Here is a 16297-nt window from a genome sequence, read left to right as displayed (position 1 = left end):
CTGCGTTTTCGACACCGGAACTTTTACAAGGTTTCCCGTCGTTTGATAGCGGTATTTTGCACTGCAGCATCTCATTCGATGCAGAAGAAGACCGAGCGAGCAGGCAAGGTTTTCCGCCATGGCGCGCCGGAAGCAAGCTCGCGCCAGCCTTTGCCGGGAAGCATGAAACCCAGCGGGATATGGGCACGGTTGAAGAGCACCGCAAGGCGCGCGGGCTTTCCGGTTTCACGGTCGAGGGTCTCGAGGATCATGCCCACTGCCGAGGCGTCCGGCGCCTCCCAATCGGCTACCGTCATCGGGTTGCCGGAGGGTGCGAGCCATTCGACATCGCCGTCGCCGCTGAAGAAGTGGGTCTCGGAAAAGACGGCGAAACGCTTGCGCAACGCCGCCAGCATGGCGGTGTGCTCGATAAGGTTTTCATCGAGTGATCGCCAATCGAGCCAGGTGATCTCGTTGTCCTGCGCATAGGCATTGTTGTTGCCGCGCTGGCTGCGGCCGCCCTCGTCGCCGGCCGTCAGCATCACCGCGCCGCGGGTCGCGAAGAGCGTGGAGAGGAGGGCGGTCAAATCGCGTCGGCGGGCGGCCAGGATGGCCGGATCGTCCGTTTTGCCCTCCGCGCCGCTGTTCCAGGAGAAGTTCTCGTTATGGCCGTCGCGATTGTCCTCGCCGTTTTCCTCGTTGTGCTTTCTTTCGTGCGAGATGAGGTCCATCAGCGTGAAGCCGTCATGGGCGGCGAGGAAATTCACGCTGCGGGTGCCGCTGCCGGAGAAGACATCCGAGGAGCCGGCAAGCCGGGTGGCGAGCGCGCCGATCGTCCATTGGTCACCGCGCCAGTAGCGGCGGATGTCGTCGCGGGTGCGGTCGTTCCATTCGAGGAAGGCTTCCGAAAAATTGCCGAGCTGATAGCCGCCTGGGCCGATATCCCAGGGCTCGGCGATCAGGATGCGGTCCTTCAGCACCTCGTCCGAGGTCATGGCGAGAAGCGTTTCGGCGCGGCTGTCGAAGCCGTTTTCCGTACGGCCGAGGACGGTGGCGAGGTCGAAGCGGAAGGCATCCACGCCGGCGTGGAGCACGAAATGGCGCAGCGTATCCAGGATCAGGCGGCGGACATGCGGCCTCTCACAGGCGAGCGTATTGCCAGTGCCCGTGTCGTTGACGAGCGTGCCCGGCTCATTCGGAAGATGGCGGTAGTAGGAGAGGTTGTCGAGGCCGCGCATGGAGAGCGTCGCGCCATGGCGGTCGCTCTCGCCGGTATGGTTGAAGACGAGGTCGAGGATGACGCCGATGCCCGCTCCGTGGAGCGTTGCGACCGTCTCGCGCAGTTCCTTCACGCCGCCGGGGCAGAGGCGTGGATCGAGCGCCATGAGGGCGATGGGATTGTAGCCCCAGCTATTGGCGAGCCCGAGCGACGGCAAATGCCGCTCGTCGATCCAGGCGGTGATGGGCATCAGTTCGACGGCATCGGCACCGATCCGTTTCAGGTGGGCGATGACGGAAGGGTGGGCGAGCGCCGCGACGGTCCCGCGCTGATGCTCCGGCATGTCCGGATGCAGGATGGTGAAGGGTTTGACGGCCACCTCGTAGATGAAGCCGCCGGGCGCAAACAGGGGTTTTGAGATCTTCGCCTTACCGTCGCGGGTGACGATCGCCTTCGGCACCAGATCGGCCGTATCGAGGCCGAAGGCGGAGAGGCGCTTGTCGTGGTGAAAGGCCCGGTCGAGCTCCCTTGCATAAGGATCGACCAGCAGCTTTGATGGGTCGAACCAGAGACCACGATCGGGATCGTAGAGGCCGTGGGCGCGATAGCCGTAGCGTGTGCCTTCGCGGGCGTCCTCGACCTCAAGAGTGAAGATTTCGCCCTCACGCGCCATCGGCAGACGAGCGGTTTCGCGGGTGCCGGTTTCGTCGAAGAGGCAAAGGTCGATAGTTTCGGCGGTCTCGGAGCGGACACGGAAGATGATGCCGGATGAGGTGAGGGTGGCGCCGAGAAGAACCGTCATGGGCGCCGGCACTGCAGGGTAGCTACTTGCCCCTCATCCGGCTGCCGCCACCTTCTCCCCGCAGGCGGGGAGAAGGGATATGCCGCACCATTCAGCTCCCCCTTTGGGGAGCCGCAGCCTGCCGCGGCGCTTCCTTGGATCGGCAGCACTGCTTGGGGCACGTCCCCTCTCCCCGCGTGCGGGGAGAGGGTTAGGGTGAGGGGCAAATGTTGAGAGGGTTTCACGTAATCACGCTGGGCTTGTCGCGGCCGGTGCGCTTGCGGATATCGGCGATCTCGTCGGCGACGGTGATGAGATCGGAGAGCGCTTCCTGGGTATCGATGCCGTGCTTGGCCGGATCGGCCTCGTAGCGTTCCACATAGACGCGCAGCGTCGCGCCGGAGGTGCCAGTGCCGGAGAGGCGGAAGACGACGCGCGAGCCGCCCTCGAAGAGCACGCGGATGCCCTGGTTCTTCGAAACCGAGCCGTCAACCGGGTCGTGATAGGCAAAATCGTCGGCGGCGGTCACCTTGAGGCTGCCGAAGCTCTGACCCGGAAGCGACGGGAGCTTTTCGCGCAGCGCTGTCACGAGGCCGTTCGCGGCGTCCGTGTCCACTTCCTCGTAGTCGTGGCGGGAATAATAGTTGCGGCCGTATTCCGCCCAGTGTTGCGTGACGATCTCGGCCACGCTCTTTTTGCGAGCCGCGACGATATTGAGCCAGAAGAGAACCGCCCAGAGGCCATCTTTCTCGCGCACGTGGTCGGAACCGGTGCCGAAGCTTTCCTCGCCGCAGACCGTCACCTTGCCGGCATCGAGCAGGTTGCCGAAGAATTTCCAGCCGGTGGGCGTCTCGTACATGCCGAGCCCAAGCTTTTCGGCCACCCGGTCGGCGGCCGCACTCGTCGGCATGGAACGGGCGATGCCGGAAATGCCCTTGGCGTAACCGGGTGCCACGGTCGCGTTGGCGGCGATGATCGCGAGGCTGTCGGAGGGGGTGACGAACATGTCCTTGCCGACCACCATGTTGCGGTCGCCGTCGCCATCGGAGGCCGCGCCGAAATCCGGGCCTTGCGGGCTCATGACGTCGTCATAGAGCTCTTTCGCATGTACGAGGTTCGGGTCCGGGTGGTGGCCGCCGAAATCCGGCAGCGGGGTGGAATTGCGCACAGAGCCTTCAGGCGCGCCGAGCCGCTTTTCGAAAATCTCATTGGCATAGGGGCCGGTGACGGCGCCCATCGAGTCGATCGCGACGCGGAAGCCGCCGGCGATCAGCGCGCGGATGGCCGAAAAGTCGAAGAGCTTTTCCATCAGTTCGGCATAGTCGGCGACCGGATCGATCACCTCTACCTTCATGCCGGCGAGATCGAAGCTGCCGATCTTGTCGAGATCGATGTCAGCGACATCGGCGATCTTATATTCATCGATCACCTTGGAGCGGGCGAAGATGGCATCGGTGATCTTTTCCGGCGCCGGGCCGCCATTGCCGATATTGTATTTAATGCCGAAGTCTTCGGTCGGCCCGCCGGGGTTGTGGCTGGCGGAAAGCACGATGCCGCCGAAGGCGCCGTATTTGCGGATGACGTTGGAGGCGGCGGGCGTGGAAAGGATGCCGCCCTGGCCGACCATGACCTTGCCGAAGCCGGCGGCCGCGGCCATCTTGACCGCTTTCTGAATGACCTCGCGGTTGTAGTAGCGGCCGTCGCCGCCGATCACCAGCGTCTTGCCCTGAAAACCCTCGAGACTGTCGAAGATCGACTGGATGAAGTTCTCGGCATAGTTCTCCTGAGCGAAGACCGGGACCTTCTTGCGGAGCCCCGAAGTGCCCGGCTTCTGATCCTGATAAGGAGCGGTTGCGACGGTCTTAATCATGGTCATGCGCCTTTTTTCGAAAGAATGCTGGAATAGAGATCGGCGTAGAGTCCGGCGCTCCCTTCCCAGGAGACATCGGATTTCATGCCCTGCTTCTGCATCTGCGTCCACGCCTTCGGATCGTTGTGGAGGCGAACCGTGCGGCGCAGCGCCCGCAGCAAGCTGTCGGCTGTGACCGGGCCGAAGGAGACGCCGGTTGCCGTGCGTGCGGCGAGGGCCGCTGGATTGGCGTCGATTACGGTATCATTAAGGCCACCCGTTCGTGCGACCACCGGCACGCAGCCGTAGCGCAGGCCGTAGAGTTGGGTAAGCCCGCAGGGCTCGAAGCGGGAGGGAATGAGGATCGCGTCGGAGCCCGCCTGCATGAGATGCGAGAGCGGCTCGTCATAGCCCGTCACGATGCCGATTCGGCCGGGGTGACGGACGGCGGCGGCATGGAAGGCCTCCTCCAGCTCGCGATCGCCGGAGCCGAGTACGGCCAGCCTTGCGCCGAGGGCCACGAGTTCGTCCAGCACCTCGGCCAGCAGGTCCATGCCCTTCTGCCAGGTGAGGCGGGAGATCACGCAGAAGAGGGGGCCTCCATCTTCGGCAAGGCCGAAGCGGTCCAGCACCGCCTTGCGGTTCTCGCCGCGATGCTTCAGCGTCGCGGCCGCATAGTTGCGCTTCAGCTTAGGGTCGGTTTCGGGATTCCAGAGCGCGGCATCGATGCCGTTGACTATGCCGGTGAGATCGGCCGAGCGGAACTGCAGCAGGCCTTCCAGCCCCATGCCGTATTCCGGTGTGAGGATTTCCTCGGCATAGGAGGGGCTCACGGTATTGATGGCCGAGCTCATCTGGAGCCCCGCCTTGAGAAAGCCGATGCCGCCGAAATACTCGATGCCGTCGAGATCGAAGGCTTGCGGGGGCAGGCCGAGATAGGGGAAGACATCGGCCTCGAAACGCCCCTGGAAGGCGATGTTGTGGATGGTGAGGAGGCTCGGCGGTTCCGGCGCTCCGGAATAGCGCATATAGGCTGGCACCAGTCCGGTCTGCCAATCGTGCAGGTGCACGAGATCGGGCCGCCAGCCCTCCATGTTCCCGGCGGCGATTTCGGCCGCCGCAAGCGAAAGGGCGGCGAACCTGCGCCAGTTGTCCGGATAATCCTTGCCGCTCGAATCCACATAGGGCCCGCCTGGCCGGTCGAAATGGACGGGCGCGTCGAGAACCAAGAGGTCGAGGCCCTCATGGCGGACTTCAAGTACGTCGGCGCGGCTGCCGAAGAGGTCCGCGAAGCTCAGGCGGACCACGCCATCCTTGATCTTCGACATGACGGCGGGGTAGCCCGGCAGCAGGGTTTTCGTCGCCGCCCCATGGGGCTTGAGAGCCAGCGGCAGCGCGCCCGCGACATCGGCAAGACCTCCGGTCTTTATGAGGGGGTAGATTTCGGACGCGACTGAAAGAACCTGCATCAAATATCCAGTTTATCGATCATGGGCTGCGTGATCAGGCAAATACCGTTTTCGCTGCGGCGGAAGCGCTTGGCATCGAGTTCCGGGTCCTCTCCGACGATCAGCCCTTCCGGTATGGTTACACCGTGATCTATGACGACATTGCGAAGCTGGGCGTGCCGGCCGATGTGAACCTCGGGCAGGATGACGGCGCCTTCGAGCCGCGAATAGGAATTTGCCCGGACCCCGGTGAAGAGCAGGCTGCGATAGAGCGTGGAACCGGAGATGATGCAATCGCCCGCCACCACGGAGGAAATGGCGGAACCGCGCCGGTCCTCGTCGTCATGGACGAACTTGGCGGGCGGGGTGATTTCCGAATAGGTCCAGATCGGCCAGGACTTGTCGTAGATGTCGAGGTCGGGAACGATCGCGGTCAGGTCGATATTGGCCTGCCAGTAGGCGTCGATCGTGCCGACGTCGCGCCAATAGGGCTCCCGCTCGAAATCGGAGCGGACGCAGGACTTGGCGAAGCGGTGGGCGACCGCCTTGCCGTTCTTGACGATCCACGGAATGATATCCTTGCCGAAATCCCTGCTGGACGAGGGGTCGGCCGCATCGCGGCGCAGGCACTCGATCAGGAACTTGGTGTGGAAGACGTAGATGCCCATTGAGGCGAGCGCCAGATTGGGGGTGCCGGGAATGCCCGGCGGATCGGCGGGCTTTTCCACGAAATCGATGATCTCGTCCTTCTCGTTGACGTGCATGACGCCGAAGCCCACCGCCTCCATGCGCGGCACTTCGAGGCATCCGACGGTGACGTCCGCGCCCGAATCCACATGCTGCTGCAGCATGTATTCGTAATCCATCTTGTAGACGTGGTCGCCGGCCAGGATCACCATGTATTCCGGGCCGTAGGGCTCGATGATGTCGATGTTCTGGTAGACCGCGTCGGCGGTGCCCTCATACCACTGGGTTTCGGAAACGCGCTGGCTGGCGGGCAGGATGTCGAAGCTTTCGTTGCGCTCGGGGCGGAAGAAGTTCCAGCCGCGCTGCAGGTGGCGGATCAGCGAATGAGCCTTGTACTGGGTGGCCACCCCAATGCGGCGGATGCCGGAATTCAGCGCGTTGGACAGCGCGAAGTCGATGATGCGTGCTTTGCCGCCGAAATAGACCGCCGGTTTGGCGCGGCGGTCCGTCAGTTCCTTGAGGCGGCTGCCGCGGCCGCCGGCCAGTACATAGGCCATGGCATCGCGCGCCAAGGGCTGGATTCTTCTGTCGTTCATCAGTTCCCCTCCCGTTTGTCTCAGGCTTGTTCCGGTTCCAGCATGATCGTCGCCAGCGGCGGCAATGTTATCTCGGCCGAAATCTCTCCTCCCGCATCGACCGCCTGCACCTTGCCGCCGTTGCCCTTGCCCCTGCCGGCGTAGATTTCCGCATCCGTGTTGAGAATTTCCCGCCACCTTCCGGCGCTTGGCAAGGGGATGCGGTAATTCTCCCGGTAGACCGGCGTGAAATTGGTGATGACCACGACCGGTTTTGCATCCGGCGCCATGCGTATCCAGGCAAAGACGGAGTTTTCCTGGTCGTTGGCGATCAGCCAGCGAAAACCGTCCGGCTCGCAGTCGCGGGCGTGCAGGGCGGGCTTGGAGCGGTAGCAGAAGTTCAAGTCGCGCACGAGGCGGCGCATGCCCTCATGCGGATGATAGGCCAGGAGGTTCCAGTCGAGCGGGCGCTCCTCGCTCCACTCGGCCCATTGGGCGAATTCCTGCCCCATGAACAGGAGCTTCTTGCCGGGATAGCCCCACATGAAGGCGTAGTAGGCGCGCAGATTGGCGAATTTCTGCCAGTCGTCGCCGGCCATCTTGGCGATCAGCGAGCCCTTGCCGTGCACGACCTCGTCATGGGACAGCGGCAGCACGAAATTCTCCGACCATGCATAGAGCAGGCCGAAGGTGATTTCGTTGTGGTGGAACTTCCGGTGCACGGCCTCGCGCTTCAGATAGCTCAGCGTATCGTGCATGAAGCCCATGTTCCACTTGAAGCCGAAGCCGAGCCCCCCTTCGTGGACGGGATGGGAAACCTTGGGCCAGGAGGTGCTCTCCTCGGCGATCGTCATCACGCCGGGATGGGCGCCGTAGGAGAGAGAATTCATCTTCTGGAGGAAGCGCACCGCCTCCAGATTTTCGCGCCCGCCATATTCGTTCGGCACCCATTCGCCTTCCTTCCGCGAATAGTCGAGGTAGAGCATGGAGGCGACGGCATCGACGCGCAGCCCATCGAGATGGAATTTCTCCGCCCAGTAAAGGGCGTTGTTGACCAGATAGGAGAGAACCTCGATGCGGCCGAAATTGTAGATCGCCGTGTTCCAGTCGGGATGGAACCCCTTTCGCGGATCGTCGTGCTCGTAAAGGGCCGTACCGTCGAACCAGCGCAGGCCGTGTTCGTCGGTGGGGAAGTGGGCCGGCACCCAATCGAGGATGACGCCGATGCCGACCTTGTGACAGCCGTTGACGAAACGGGCAAAGCCTTCCGGCTCGCCGAAACGGGCGGTGGGCGCGAAGAGCCCAGTCGTCTGGTAACCCCAGGAAGGATCGAAGGGATGCTCGGTAATGGGCAGGAATTCGATATGGGTGAAGCCCATGTCGACGCAGTAGGGGATGAGTTCGGAGGCGAGTTCGTCCCATGAGAGGAAGGAGCCGTCCTGGCGCTTGCGCCAGGAGCCGGCATGCACTTCGTAGATGCTGATCGGCTGGCGGCGGTGATCGGCCTTCGACCAGAACTCCTGGTGGGCCTCATCATCCCATTTCTGCGCGAGCTCAGGCGCGGTAACCGAGGCGGTGTCCGGCCTCAGCTCGGCGCGGCGGGCATAGGGGTCTGCCTTCAGCGGCAGAAGCTTGCCGTTCTTGCCGACGACCTCGAACTTGTAGGCGGAGCCGGCGGAGACATCCGGCGCGAAGATTTCCCAGATGCCGGTATCGACGCGCAGCCGCATGACATGGCGGCGGCCGTCCCAGTTGTTGAAATCCCCGACGACCGAGACGCGCTTGGCATTCGGCGCCCAGACGGCAAAGTGGAAGCCCTCCACGCCTTCGTGCTTCATCGGATGGGCGCCCATCTTGTCGAAGAGGCGCAGGTGCGAACCTTCCCGGACGAAATAATCGTCCATCGGTCCGAGCACCGGGCCGAAGCTGTAGGGATCGGTGACCGCCCATTCCACATCGCCGCGGCGGGCGCGGTAACGCAGCGGCCGCAGGCTGGAGGCGTCGACCGGCCCTTCGAAATAGCCGTCTTCGTGCCGGCGCTTCAGCTCGCCGATTTCGACGCCCTCAAGCGTGAGTGCCGTGACCTCCTCGGCGCCTGGAATGAAGCAGCGGGCGCGAAAACCATCCTTCAGCTTGTGGAGGCCGAGGACGGCGAAGGGATTGGTATGCCTGCCCTCCAGAATCGCCTCGATCTCCGACAACGGAATTTCGCCTGGGGCTCTCCCGTCATCGACTTCTCGCGGCGATTTCTTCATCAGGCTCTCCAGATTTCGGATGCGTATTGGCGGATCGTCCGGTCGGAGGAGAACCATCCCATGCGCGCCGTGTTCCTAATGGTCTTCGAGTACCAGGACTTCGGGTCGCTCCATATGCGGTCGACGTCGCGCTGCGCCTGGGCATAGGAATCGAAATCGGCGGCCACCATGAACCAGTCGTGATTATAGATGCCGTCGATGAGCTCGGAAAAGCGGGAGCGATCATCGGGAGAGAAGACGCCCGAGGCGATCGCCGAAAGCGCCTGCGAAAGCTCGCGCGAGCCCTCGATGATCGGGCGAGGATTGTGACCGTCGGCCCGGACCTTCGCCACCTCTTCCGCCGTCATGCCGAAGATCACGATGTTCTCGGCGCCCACATGGTCACGCATCTCCACATTGGCGCCGTCGAGCGTGCCGATGGTGAGCGCGCCGTTCAGCGCGAACTTCATGTTGCCGGTGCCGGAGGCTTCCATGCCGGCGGTGGATATCTGTTCCGAAAGATCGGCCGCCGGCACCATGATCTCGGCGAGCGAGACGTTGTAGTTCGGGACGAAGACCACTTTCAGCAGGCCGCGCACGGCCGGGTCGTTGTTGATGACGCGGGCGACATCGTTGGCGAGCTTTATGATGAGCTTGGCATTGTGATAGCTCGGCGCCGCCTTGCCGGCGAAGAATTTCACGCGCGGAACCCAGTCGAGTTCGGGCCGCGAGCGGATCTGGTCGTAGAGCGCCACGGCCTCGATGATGTTCAGGAGCTGGCGCTTGTATTCGTGGATGCGCTTGATCTGGATATCGAAAAGCGCCGAGGGATCGAGGCGCACACCCATGCGGCTGCCGACGAGATGGGCGAGCTGCTCCTTGTTGACGCGCTTGACGGCGGCGAACCTCTCCTGGAAGGCTTTATCGGTCGCATGGGCATCGAGCGCCTGCAGGGCATCGGTATCGTCCATGAAGGCATCGCCGATCACCTCCCTGATCAGTTCGGTGAGGCCGGGATTGCACTGCATCAGCCAGCGGCGCGGAGTGATCCCGTTGGTCTTGTTGTTGATGCGGGTGGGATAGAGCGTGTGGAGATCGGAAAACACCGTCTCCTTCATGAGATCGGTGTGGAGCGCGGAGACGCCGTTGATGGAATGCGAGCCGACGAAGGCGAGATTGCCCATGCGGACGCGCCGCTCGCCGCCCTCATCAATCAGGGATATGGCGCGGATCTGGGTGTCGGAGAAGCGCGTTTCCTTGCGCGCCTCGATCAGGATCTGAGCGTTTATGGCATAGACGAGCTGCATGTGGCGCGGCAGAAGGCGTTCGAAGAGCGGCACCGGCCAGCTTTCGAGCGCCTCCGGCAAAAGCGTATGGTTGGTATAGGAGAAGGTTTGCCTGGTGATCTCCCAGGCGTGGTCGAAATCCATGCCGTGGACGTCGCAGAGAAGGCGCATCAGCTCGGCTATGGAAACGGCCGGATGGGTGTCGTTGAGCTGGATAGACACCTTCTCGTGCAGGTTCGTGAAATCAGGATATTGCTGCAGATGGCGGCGCAGGATGTCCTGGAGCGAAGCGGAGGAGAAGAAATATTCCTGGCGCAGGCGCAGTTCCTGGCCGGCCGGGTTGGCGTCCGCCGGATAGAGCACGCGGGTCAGGCTCTCGGCCTTGTTGCTCTCGCGTAGCGCGCCGATATGGTCGCCGGCGTTGAAGGCGTCGAGCAGGATCGGGTCGATCGGCTGGGCCGACCAGAGGCGCAGCGTATTGACGCGCTTTCCCCGCCAGCCGACGATCGGCGTGTCATAGGCGGTCGCGATGACGCGCTCGGCCGGCTTCCAGACATAGCGGGGCGGGTCGTCGTAACTGCCGATCGATTCCACCGAGCCGCCGAAGCCGATCTCGTAGGAGCTTTCCCGGCGCTCGAATTCCCAAGGGTTGCCGTGGGCGAGCCAGGTCTCCGGCAGCTCCACCTGCCAGCCGTCCGCCATCTGCTGGCGGAAGAGGCCGTGGACATAGCGGATGCCGTAGCCATAGGCGGGGATATCGACGGTCGCCATGCTCTCCATGAAACAAGCGGCCAGCCGGCCGAGGCCGCCATTGCCGAGTGCGGCATCCGGCTCCAGCCCGGCGATAATCTCCAGATCGACGCCGAGCGAGGAGAGCGCGTCGCGGATCTCCTCCATCAGCCCCATATTGGTGACGGCGTCGCGCATCAGGCGGCCGATCAGGAATTCCAGCGACAGGTAGTAAACGCGCTTGGCGCCGGTATGATAGGCCTTGCGGGTGCTTTCCATCCACTTGTCGATGATGCGGTCCCGCACCACGAGAATGGTGGCGATCAGCCAGTCATGCGGCTTGGCGACCTTGGCATCCTTGCCGATGCGGTAGGTGAGGCGCTCGATGATCTCTTCCGCCATGATCTCGGGGCGGGAGCTGCGGGGAGCGGGCTGGGGTAGATCGACCGGGGAAGTGTTTGGATTCATTAGATCGCCAGCGTTTTTGGGAGCAACGGGTGTGGACGGGTCTGGAGGAATTCCATGAGGTTCGACCATGTGGACCGACAGTTTATGCACCGTTGCGAGGCGCTGGCAACACAGGATTTGATAACGGCGAATTACGCCGGAGCATCCTTCCGAAGTATCCGCTCGGTGTATCCGTTCGGACAAACGAAAAGCTCCCGCCGAGGAACGGCGGGAGCGTGAGCATTCCGATAACCAAGCCGATCAGTTGGTGAGGCGCGGCACCGTCTTGTTGGCCTTGGCGGCGATCTCGCCGAAATCCTTGACGAGCTGTTCCATATTGTCCGGCTGGTAGTAGTTCTCCGCTCCGCTGGCGCAATCGCTGAGAAGCTTCTGGCCTTTCTCCGGAGCCATGAAGGCGACGGAGAAGATGATGATGCCGTCCTTCTTGGCGGTCGTGCAAAGGTCGCGTGTCTTCTTGTCGAGGGCGGAATTCCACGTCGAGCTGTTGCCCGTCATTTCGCCGTCGGTCATCAGGAGAATGTAGCGCGTAAAGGCCTCGTGCTCCTTGGACTTGTGGGCATCCGCTTCGGTCTTGTTTTGCGTCTTCAGCGCATCGTAGGCTGCCTGCATCGCGCCGCTTGCATCGGTGCCGCCTTCCGGCTTGTAGGGCAGGGCGTCCACATAGGCTTTGGCCTTGGTCACGCCCCATTCGATCTTCTGGGCGGATTGGGTCTGGTGCGTGTAGGAGACCGCTCCGATCCGCACGAGGTTACCTTTCGGGTCGGCTGTTTCCATGCCCGCGAAGAGCGCGTCTGCGGCGGTCTGGAGCGCTTCGATCTTGCGGAGGTAGCAGGGGTTTTTCGATCCCGTGGTATTCGGCCAGGACTTGCTCGTATAGTTGTCGCAGCTTGATTTCGTCGGATGCCGAGTGTCCGTCTTGAAGGACATGGAGCCCGAGCGGTCAAGAGCGAGATACATCGAGACCGGGCTTTCGGTGACCGCGGTGCTCACCGCCGAGCTGGTGACGGCAACCGTCATGGTGGATTTGCCGAGCAGCGTCGTGAGCGGATTGAGGCCCATGTCGAAACTGGACGTGATGGTGACGCCATAGATCTCGCCGGATGGCGTATTGGTCTTGGTGACCCGCACGTCCGTATCCTTGCCGATCTCCTCCTGCATTTGCTTGAGCCGGTCCGCGGTATCGTCGGGAGCGGCCTGAGAATGGGCCAGCGAGCTCGAGTTGGTATCCTGCCCCACCCTTACGGCTTCCGCTTCGGAAGCCTCCTTGTAGGCCATGGCGGAGGCGGCGGACAGAGCCGCTGCATCGGCTGCCGCCTGCATTTGCGTGCGCAGTTCTGAGGCGCGGACGAGATCCATCGCCACGCCACCCACTCCCAGCGATACCGGGAGCAATATTGCAGTCATCATGCCGAAATTGCCGCCGCGGTCCTTCGCGAACCGCGCGATCGAAAAGCAGTTTCTCATAACCCCAGTCCCATTCGTGAAGGACAACCCCAATGCCTATGGGAGCCATTAGGGCAAGCGGGTGTATCGAGGCTTAAGGAAACAGGCGGCATTTTAACGATCGGCTGAATCAGTGCCAAAATCGGTCTATTGCGCGTTATCCCTGTAATTTTTAGGGGGATTTATTGGTTCACCGGGACAACATCGACCGCCTGGATGCTTTTCTGGTTGCCGTAACCCTTGAGAACGCCGATGACGGGGGCGATGTCGGAATAATCGCGTCCATAGCCGACGACGATGTGGTCGCTGCCCGCCGGCATGTCGTTGGTGGGGTCCAGCTCGACATAGCCCATGACGCCGCCGCACCAGACACGCACCCAGGCATGCATGGCATCCGCCCCTTCCAGCCGCTCCTTGCCGGGTGGCGGGATGGTGCGCAGGAAACCGCTGACATAACCGGCTGGAATGCCAAGGCTTCTCAGCGCCACGATCATCACATGGGCGAAATCCTGGCAGACGCCGCGTTTCAACCGGAAGGCCTCGCCCGGCGTCGTATCGACCGTGGTCGCTTCCGGATCGTAGGTGAAATCCCGGTGGATGCGGGCGCAGAGCGAGAGCGCGATTTCCCGCACCGTCCGGCCGGGCTCCACCAGCTCGCGGGCATAGGCGGCGATTTCGGCCTCCTGAGGAAGGCGCGGGCTCGCAGCCGCGAGATGGTGCGGGGAGGCGGCATCGATCGACCAGACCGCCGCAAGCTCCTCGGGCAGCCTTGCAAGCTCCGGTGAAAGGTCGGCGGTGATCGGCTGGTTTTCGACCATGACACGGGCCTGCATGCGGATATCCAGCCGGTCATGCGGCGCACGCACCAGAATGGAGGTCGCCTGCTGGCCGAAGAAATCGAGGAAGGCGGTTCTCTCGTCGGCCGCAGGGGAGATGGAGAGCGAGCCGGCGACCAGCCGCTGCCGGTCCGGCAGCGAAAGCGGCATGACGCGGATGACATGCCGGGCTCCGGATGCTGGAACATCGTAGGCATAGCCCATATGAAGCGTCAGATCGTACAGCATTAGTGGAAGTAAGTCCGTCCTAGGAGATCGGACAGGCTTTCCAGTTCGAGCTCAAATTTGCGGAATATCTCCTCCGACATGGCTTCCGGCGTCATGACAGCCAAAGTGGAATGCAGCCGCATAGCCTCGCGATAGAAGGGCGACATCTGGCCGTTGACGAGCGCGTTCGGCAATTGCTCGACGTCCGCGCGGATCTCATTCAACTGGAAGAGGATCGAACGCGGATTCAAGGGATCGAGCGCCAGGAGATCGGCCACCGTCAGCCGGGCGGTGTTGACGTTATAGCGCCGGCGGTGGGTCATGACGCTGTCGCCGATCTCGATCAGCATGTCGAGCGAGCCATCCGGAGCATCCTTCCCGAACATGTGGCCGAGCAGACGGGTCATATGCAGGCCGCGTTCGAGATGCCGGCCGATCGACAGGAAGCGCCAGCCGGTGAAGCGATACATGTTCTCGTGCACGAGGCCGGCAAAACCCGCCAGCTTGCGCAAGAGGACGGTCATGGCATGGGCGGCGTCATCACCCGACTGCACGGTTTCGTGGAAGCGGCGGGCGGTTTTGGCGAGATCGGTCAGCGCCAGCCAGCCATCCGGCGAGAAGCGGTCGCGGATATTGCTGGCCGAGCCGATGGCGCTATCGATATTGCGCAGCAGCGGCGCAGGCACCGCTCTTTGCATGTCGATGCCAGTCTTTTCGAGATAGCGGGCGACATCGGCCAGCAGCGGCTGGCTCGGATCTGCCGATTCCGCATAGCGCAGGTGCCAGGCGCGCAGGATGCGCAGCGCCCCTTCCGCCCGCTCGATATAGCGGCCGAGCCAGTAGAGGTTGTCGGCGGCCCGGCTCGGCAGGCTGCCCGGCATGTTGCGGTTGAAGCTTTCCTCCGGCGGCAGCAACGTCGGTCTGGCGACCGGCTTGTCGGAAACGATCCAGACGTCGGCTGCCGTGCCGCCTGCCTGCATGGCGATCGCCGCCACGTCGTCGCCGGAGCCGATGCGGGCAAAGCCGCCCGGCATGATCTGCCAGCCGTGCTCGGTGCGGGCCGCGAAGACGCGCAGCGACATCGGCCGCGGGATCAGCCTGCCGTTGACGTAGGCCGGCGTGGTGGAAAGGGTCACGGCTTCCTGGCCGACGAGCCTTGCGCCGTCGGAGGCGAGCCAATCCGCGATCGAGCCCTTTGCCGTTTCGCGCAGCCCGGAGCCGGCGACCGACTGGCCGTCGTCATCGAAGAAGGGCAGCCGTGAATAGGCGGGGCCGATGACCATCCGGTCGATGTTTTCCGCCACATGATCCCGCTCAGCCTTCTGCCCGCACCACCAGGTGGCAATCGAGGACATCAGGAGGTCTTCGCCAATGAGCCGGCGGCAGATGGCCGGCGTGAAGGCGAGCAGAGCGCGGGTTTCGAGGATGCCGGAACCCAGCGCGTTGACGAGCGTCACCGAGCCGGAGCGCAGCGCCTGCACCATGCCGGGCGTGCCGATATGGGAGTTCTGGTCGAGTTCGAGCGGATCGGCGAAGGAGGCGTCGAGGCGGCGCCAGAGTACGCTGATGGGCTTGAGGCCTGCGACGGTGCGCACCATCACCCGGTCGTTGACGACGGTCAGATCCTCCCCCTCCAGCAGCATGAAACCGAGATAGCGGGCGATATAGGCGTGCTCGAAATAGGTTTCGTTGGCGGGGCCGGGGGTGAGGACCGCGATGCGGTCGTCCGGATATTTCTTCTTCGCCTGCAACGCATCGCGGAAGGCGCCGAAGAAGGAGGCGAGCCGATGCACATGGGTTTCGGCGTAGATATCGGAAAGGGCGCGAGTGGTGGCGACGCGGTTCTCCAGCGCGAAACCCGCGCCGGAGGGCGCCTGCGTGCGATCCGCCAGGACCCACCAGTTGCCGTCCGGCCCTCGTCCGATCTCGAAGGAGCAGAAGTGCAGGTAGTGGCCATCGGCCGGCTTGACGCCCACCAGCGGGCGCAGGAATTCCGGATTGCCCGCCACCAGCGCCGGGGGCAGGAAACCTTCCCGCACCAGGAGGTTCTCACCGTAGAGATCGCCCATGATGGCTTCGAGGAGGTTCGCGCGCTGGATGAGGCCTTTCGAGACCGCTTCCCATTCACGGCCGTCGATCAGCACCGGAATGTGGGAGATCGGCCATTCCCGCTCGCTGCCGCTTTCGGTGCCGTAGGTGCGGTAGAAGACGCCGGCATCGCGAAGATAACGGTCGGCGCGGGCAAAGCGCTCCTGCAGCTCGCTTTCGGGCATGCGGCCAAGCGCCGAGATGAGGTTTCGCCAGACGGGCCGGATATTGCCGTCGGCGTCCTGCATCTCGTCGGGGACGCCCGGCAGGGCCGCATAGCCGAAAACAGGATCGGCCGGGGTGGCGCTATCCTGCCCGTGCTTCAGTTCGGTTGCGGAGCCTTTCGACATTCCTGATCTTTCTGGCCTTGATGTTTCCAGCCTTGATTTCGACGTTCCCTGTCGGCCGGCGCAGATCAAGGGTCAAGAGGATTCCGGTTGGGATTTTCTGCAATGCACGCAAAGAAAG

9 protein-coding genes are annotated in these 16297 nt (G+C 63.2%); all 9 read right to left on the bottom strand.

Translation table 11 applies throughout. The features are described from left to right. Positions 1 to 71: 71 nt before the first annotated feature. On the bottom strand, positions 72 to 2000 hold the full coding sequence (gene glgX / locus YH62_RS13290; protein ID WP_046794688.1) for a glycogen debranching protein GlgX: 1929 nt from the start codon (positions 1998 to 2000) through the stop codon (positions 72 to 74). A gap of 220 nt (positions 2001 to 2220) precedes the next feature. Further along, positions 2221 to 3849, bottom strand: a complete 1629-nt coding sequence (locus YH62_RS13285; protein WP_046795085.1) for an alpha-D-glucose phosphate-specific phosphoglucomutase — start codon at positions 3847 to 3849, stop codon at positions 2221 to 2223. A gap of 2 nt (positions 3850 to 3851) precedes the next feature. After that, positions 3852 to 5297 carry a glycogen synthase GlgA gene (glgA, locus tag YH62_RS13280; protein ID WP_046794687.1) on the bottom strand — a complete coding sequence of 482 codons (1446 nt, stop codon included), beginning with the start codon at positions 5295 to 5297 and terminating at the stop codon, positions 3852 to 3854. Then, complete coding sequence (gene glgC / locus YH62_RS13275) at positions 5297 to 6559, bottom strand: glucose-1-phosphate adenylyltransferase (protein WP_046794686.1); 1263 nt, start codon at positions 6557 to 6559, stop codon at positions 5297 to 5299. The genes glgA and glgC overlap by 1 nt, the downstream gene beginning before the upstream one ends. Positions 6560 to 6579: 20 nt before the next feature. Further along, positions 6580 to 8793, bottom strand: a complete 2214-nt coding sequence (gene glgB, locus YH62_RS13270) for a 1,4-alpha-glucan branching protein GlgB (protein ID WP_046794685.1) — start codon at positions 8791 to 8793, stop codon at positions 6580 to 6582. Continuing rightward, positions 8793 to 11255: a glycogen/starch/alpha-glucan phosphorylase gene (locus YH62_RS13265; protein ID WP_046794684.1), complete on the bottom strand. Its 2463-nt coding sequence runs from the start codon at positions 11253 to 11255 to the stop codon at positions 8793 to 8795. Before YH62_RS13265 ends, glgB begins: the two co-directional genes overlap by 1 nt. 240 nt (positions 11256 to 11495) lie before the next feature. After that, a complete protein-coding gene (locus YH62_RS13260) occupies positions 11496 to 12719 on the bottom strand; it encodes a VWA domain-containing protein (RefSeq protein ID WP_046794683.1) in 1224 nt (407 codons plus the stop codon). A gap of 161 nt (positions 12720 to 12880) precedes the next feature. Further along, complete coding sequence (locus tag YH62_RS13255; RefSeq protein WP_046794682.1) at positions 12881 to 13762, bottom strand: transglutaminase family protein; 882 nt, start codon at positions 13760 to 13762, stop codon at positions 12881 to 12883. Further along, positions 13762 to 16179, bottom strand: coding sequence for a circularly permuted type 2 ATP-grasp protein (locus tag YH62_RS13250; RefSeq protein WP_046794681.1), 2418 nt, complete (start codon positions 16177 to 16179; stop codon positions 13762 to 13764). Before YH62_RS13250 ends, YH62_RS13255 begins: the two co-directional genes overlap by 1 nt. Positions 16180 to 16297 lie beyond the last annotated feature (118 nt).

It is taken from the genome of Rhizobium sp. LC145 (assembly GCF_001005825.1).
Lineage (GTDB): Bacteria > Pseudomonadota > Alphaproteobacteria > Rhizobiales > Rhizobiaceae > Neorhizobium.
This window is presented reverse-complemented; position numbering and strand designations above follow the sequence as displayed.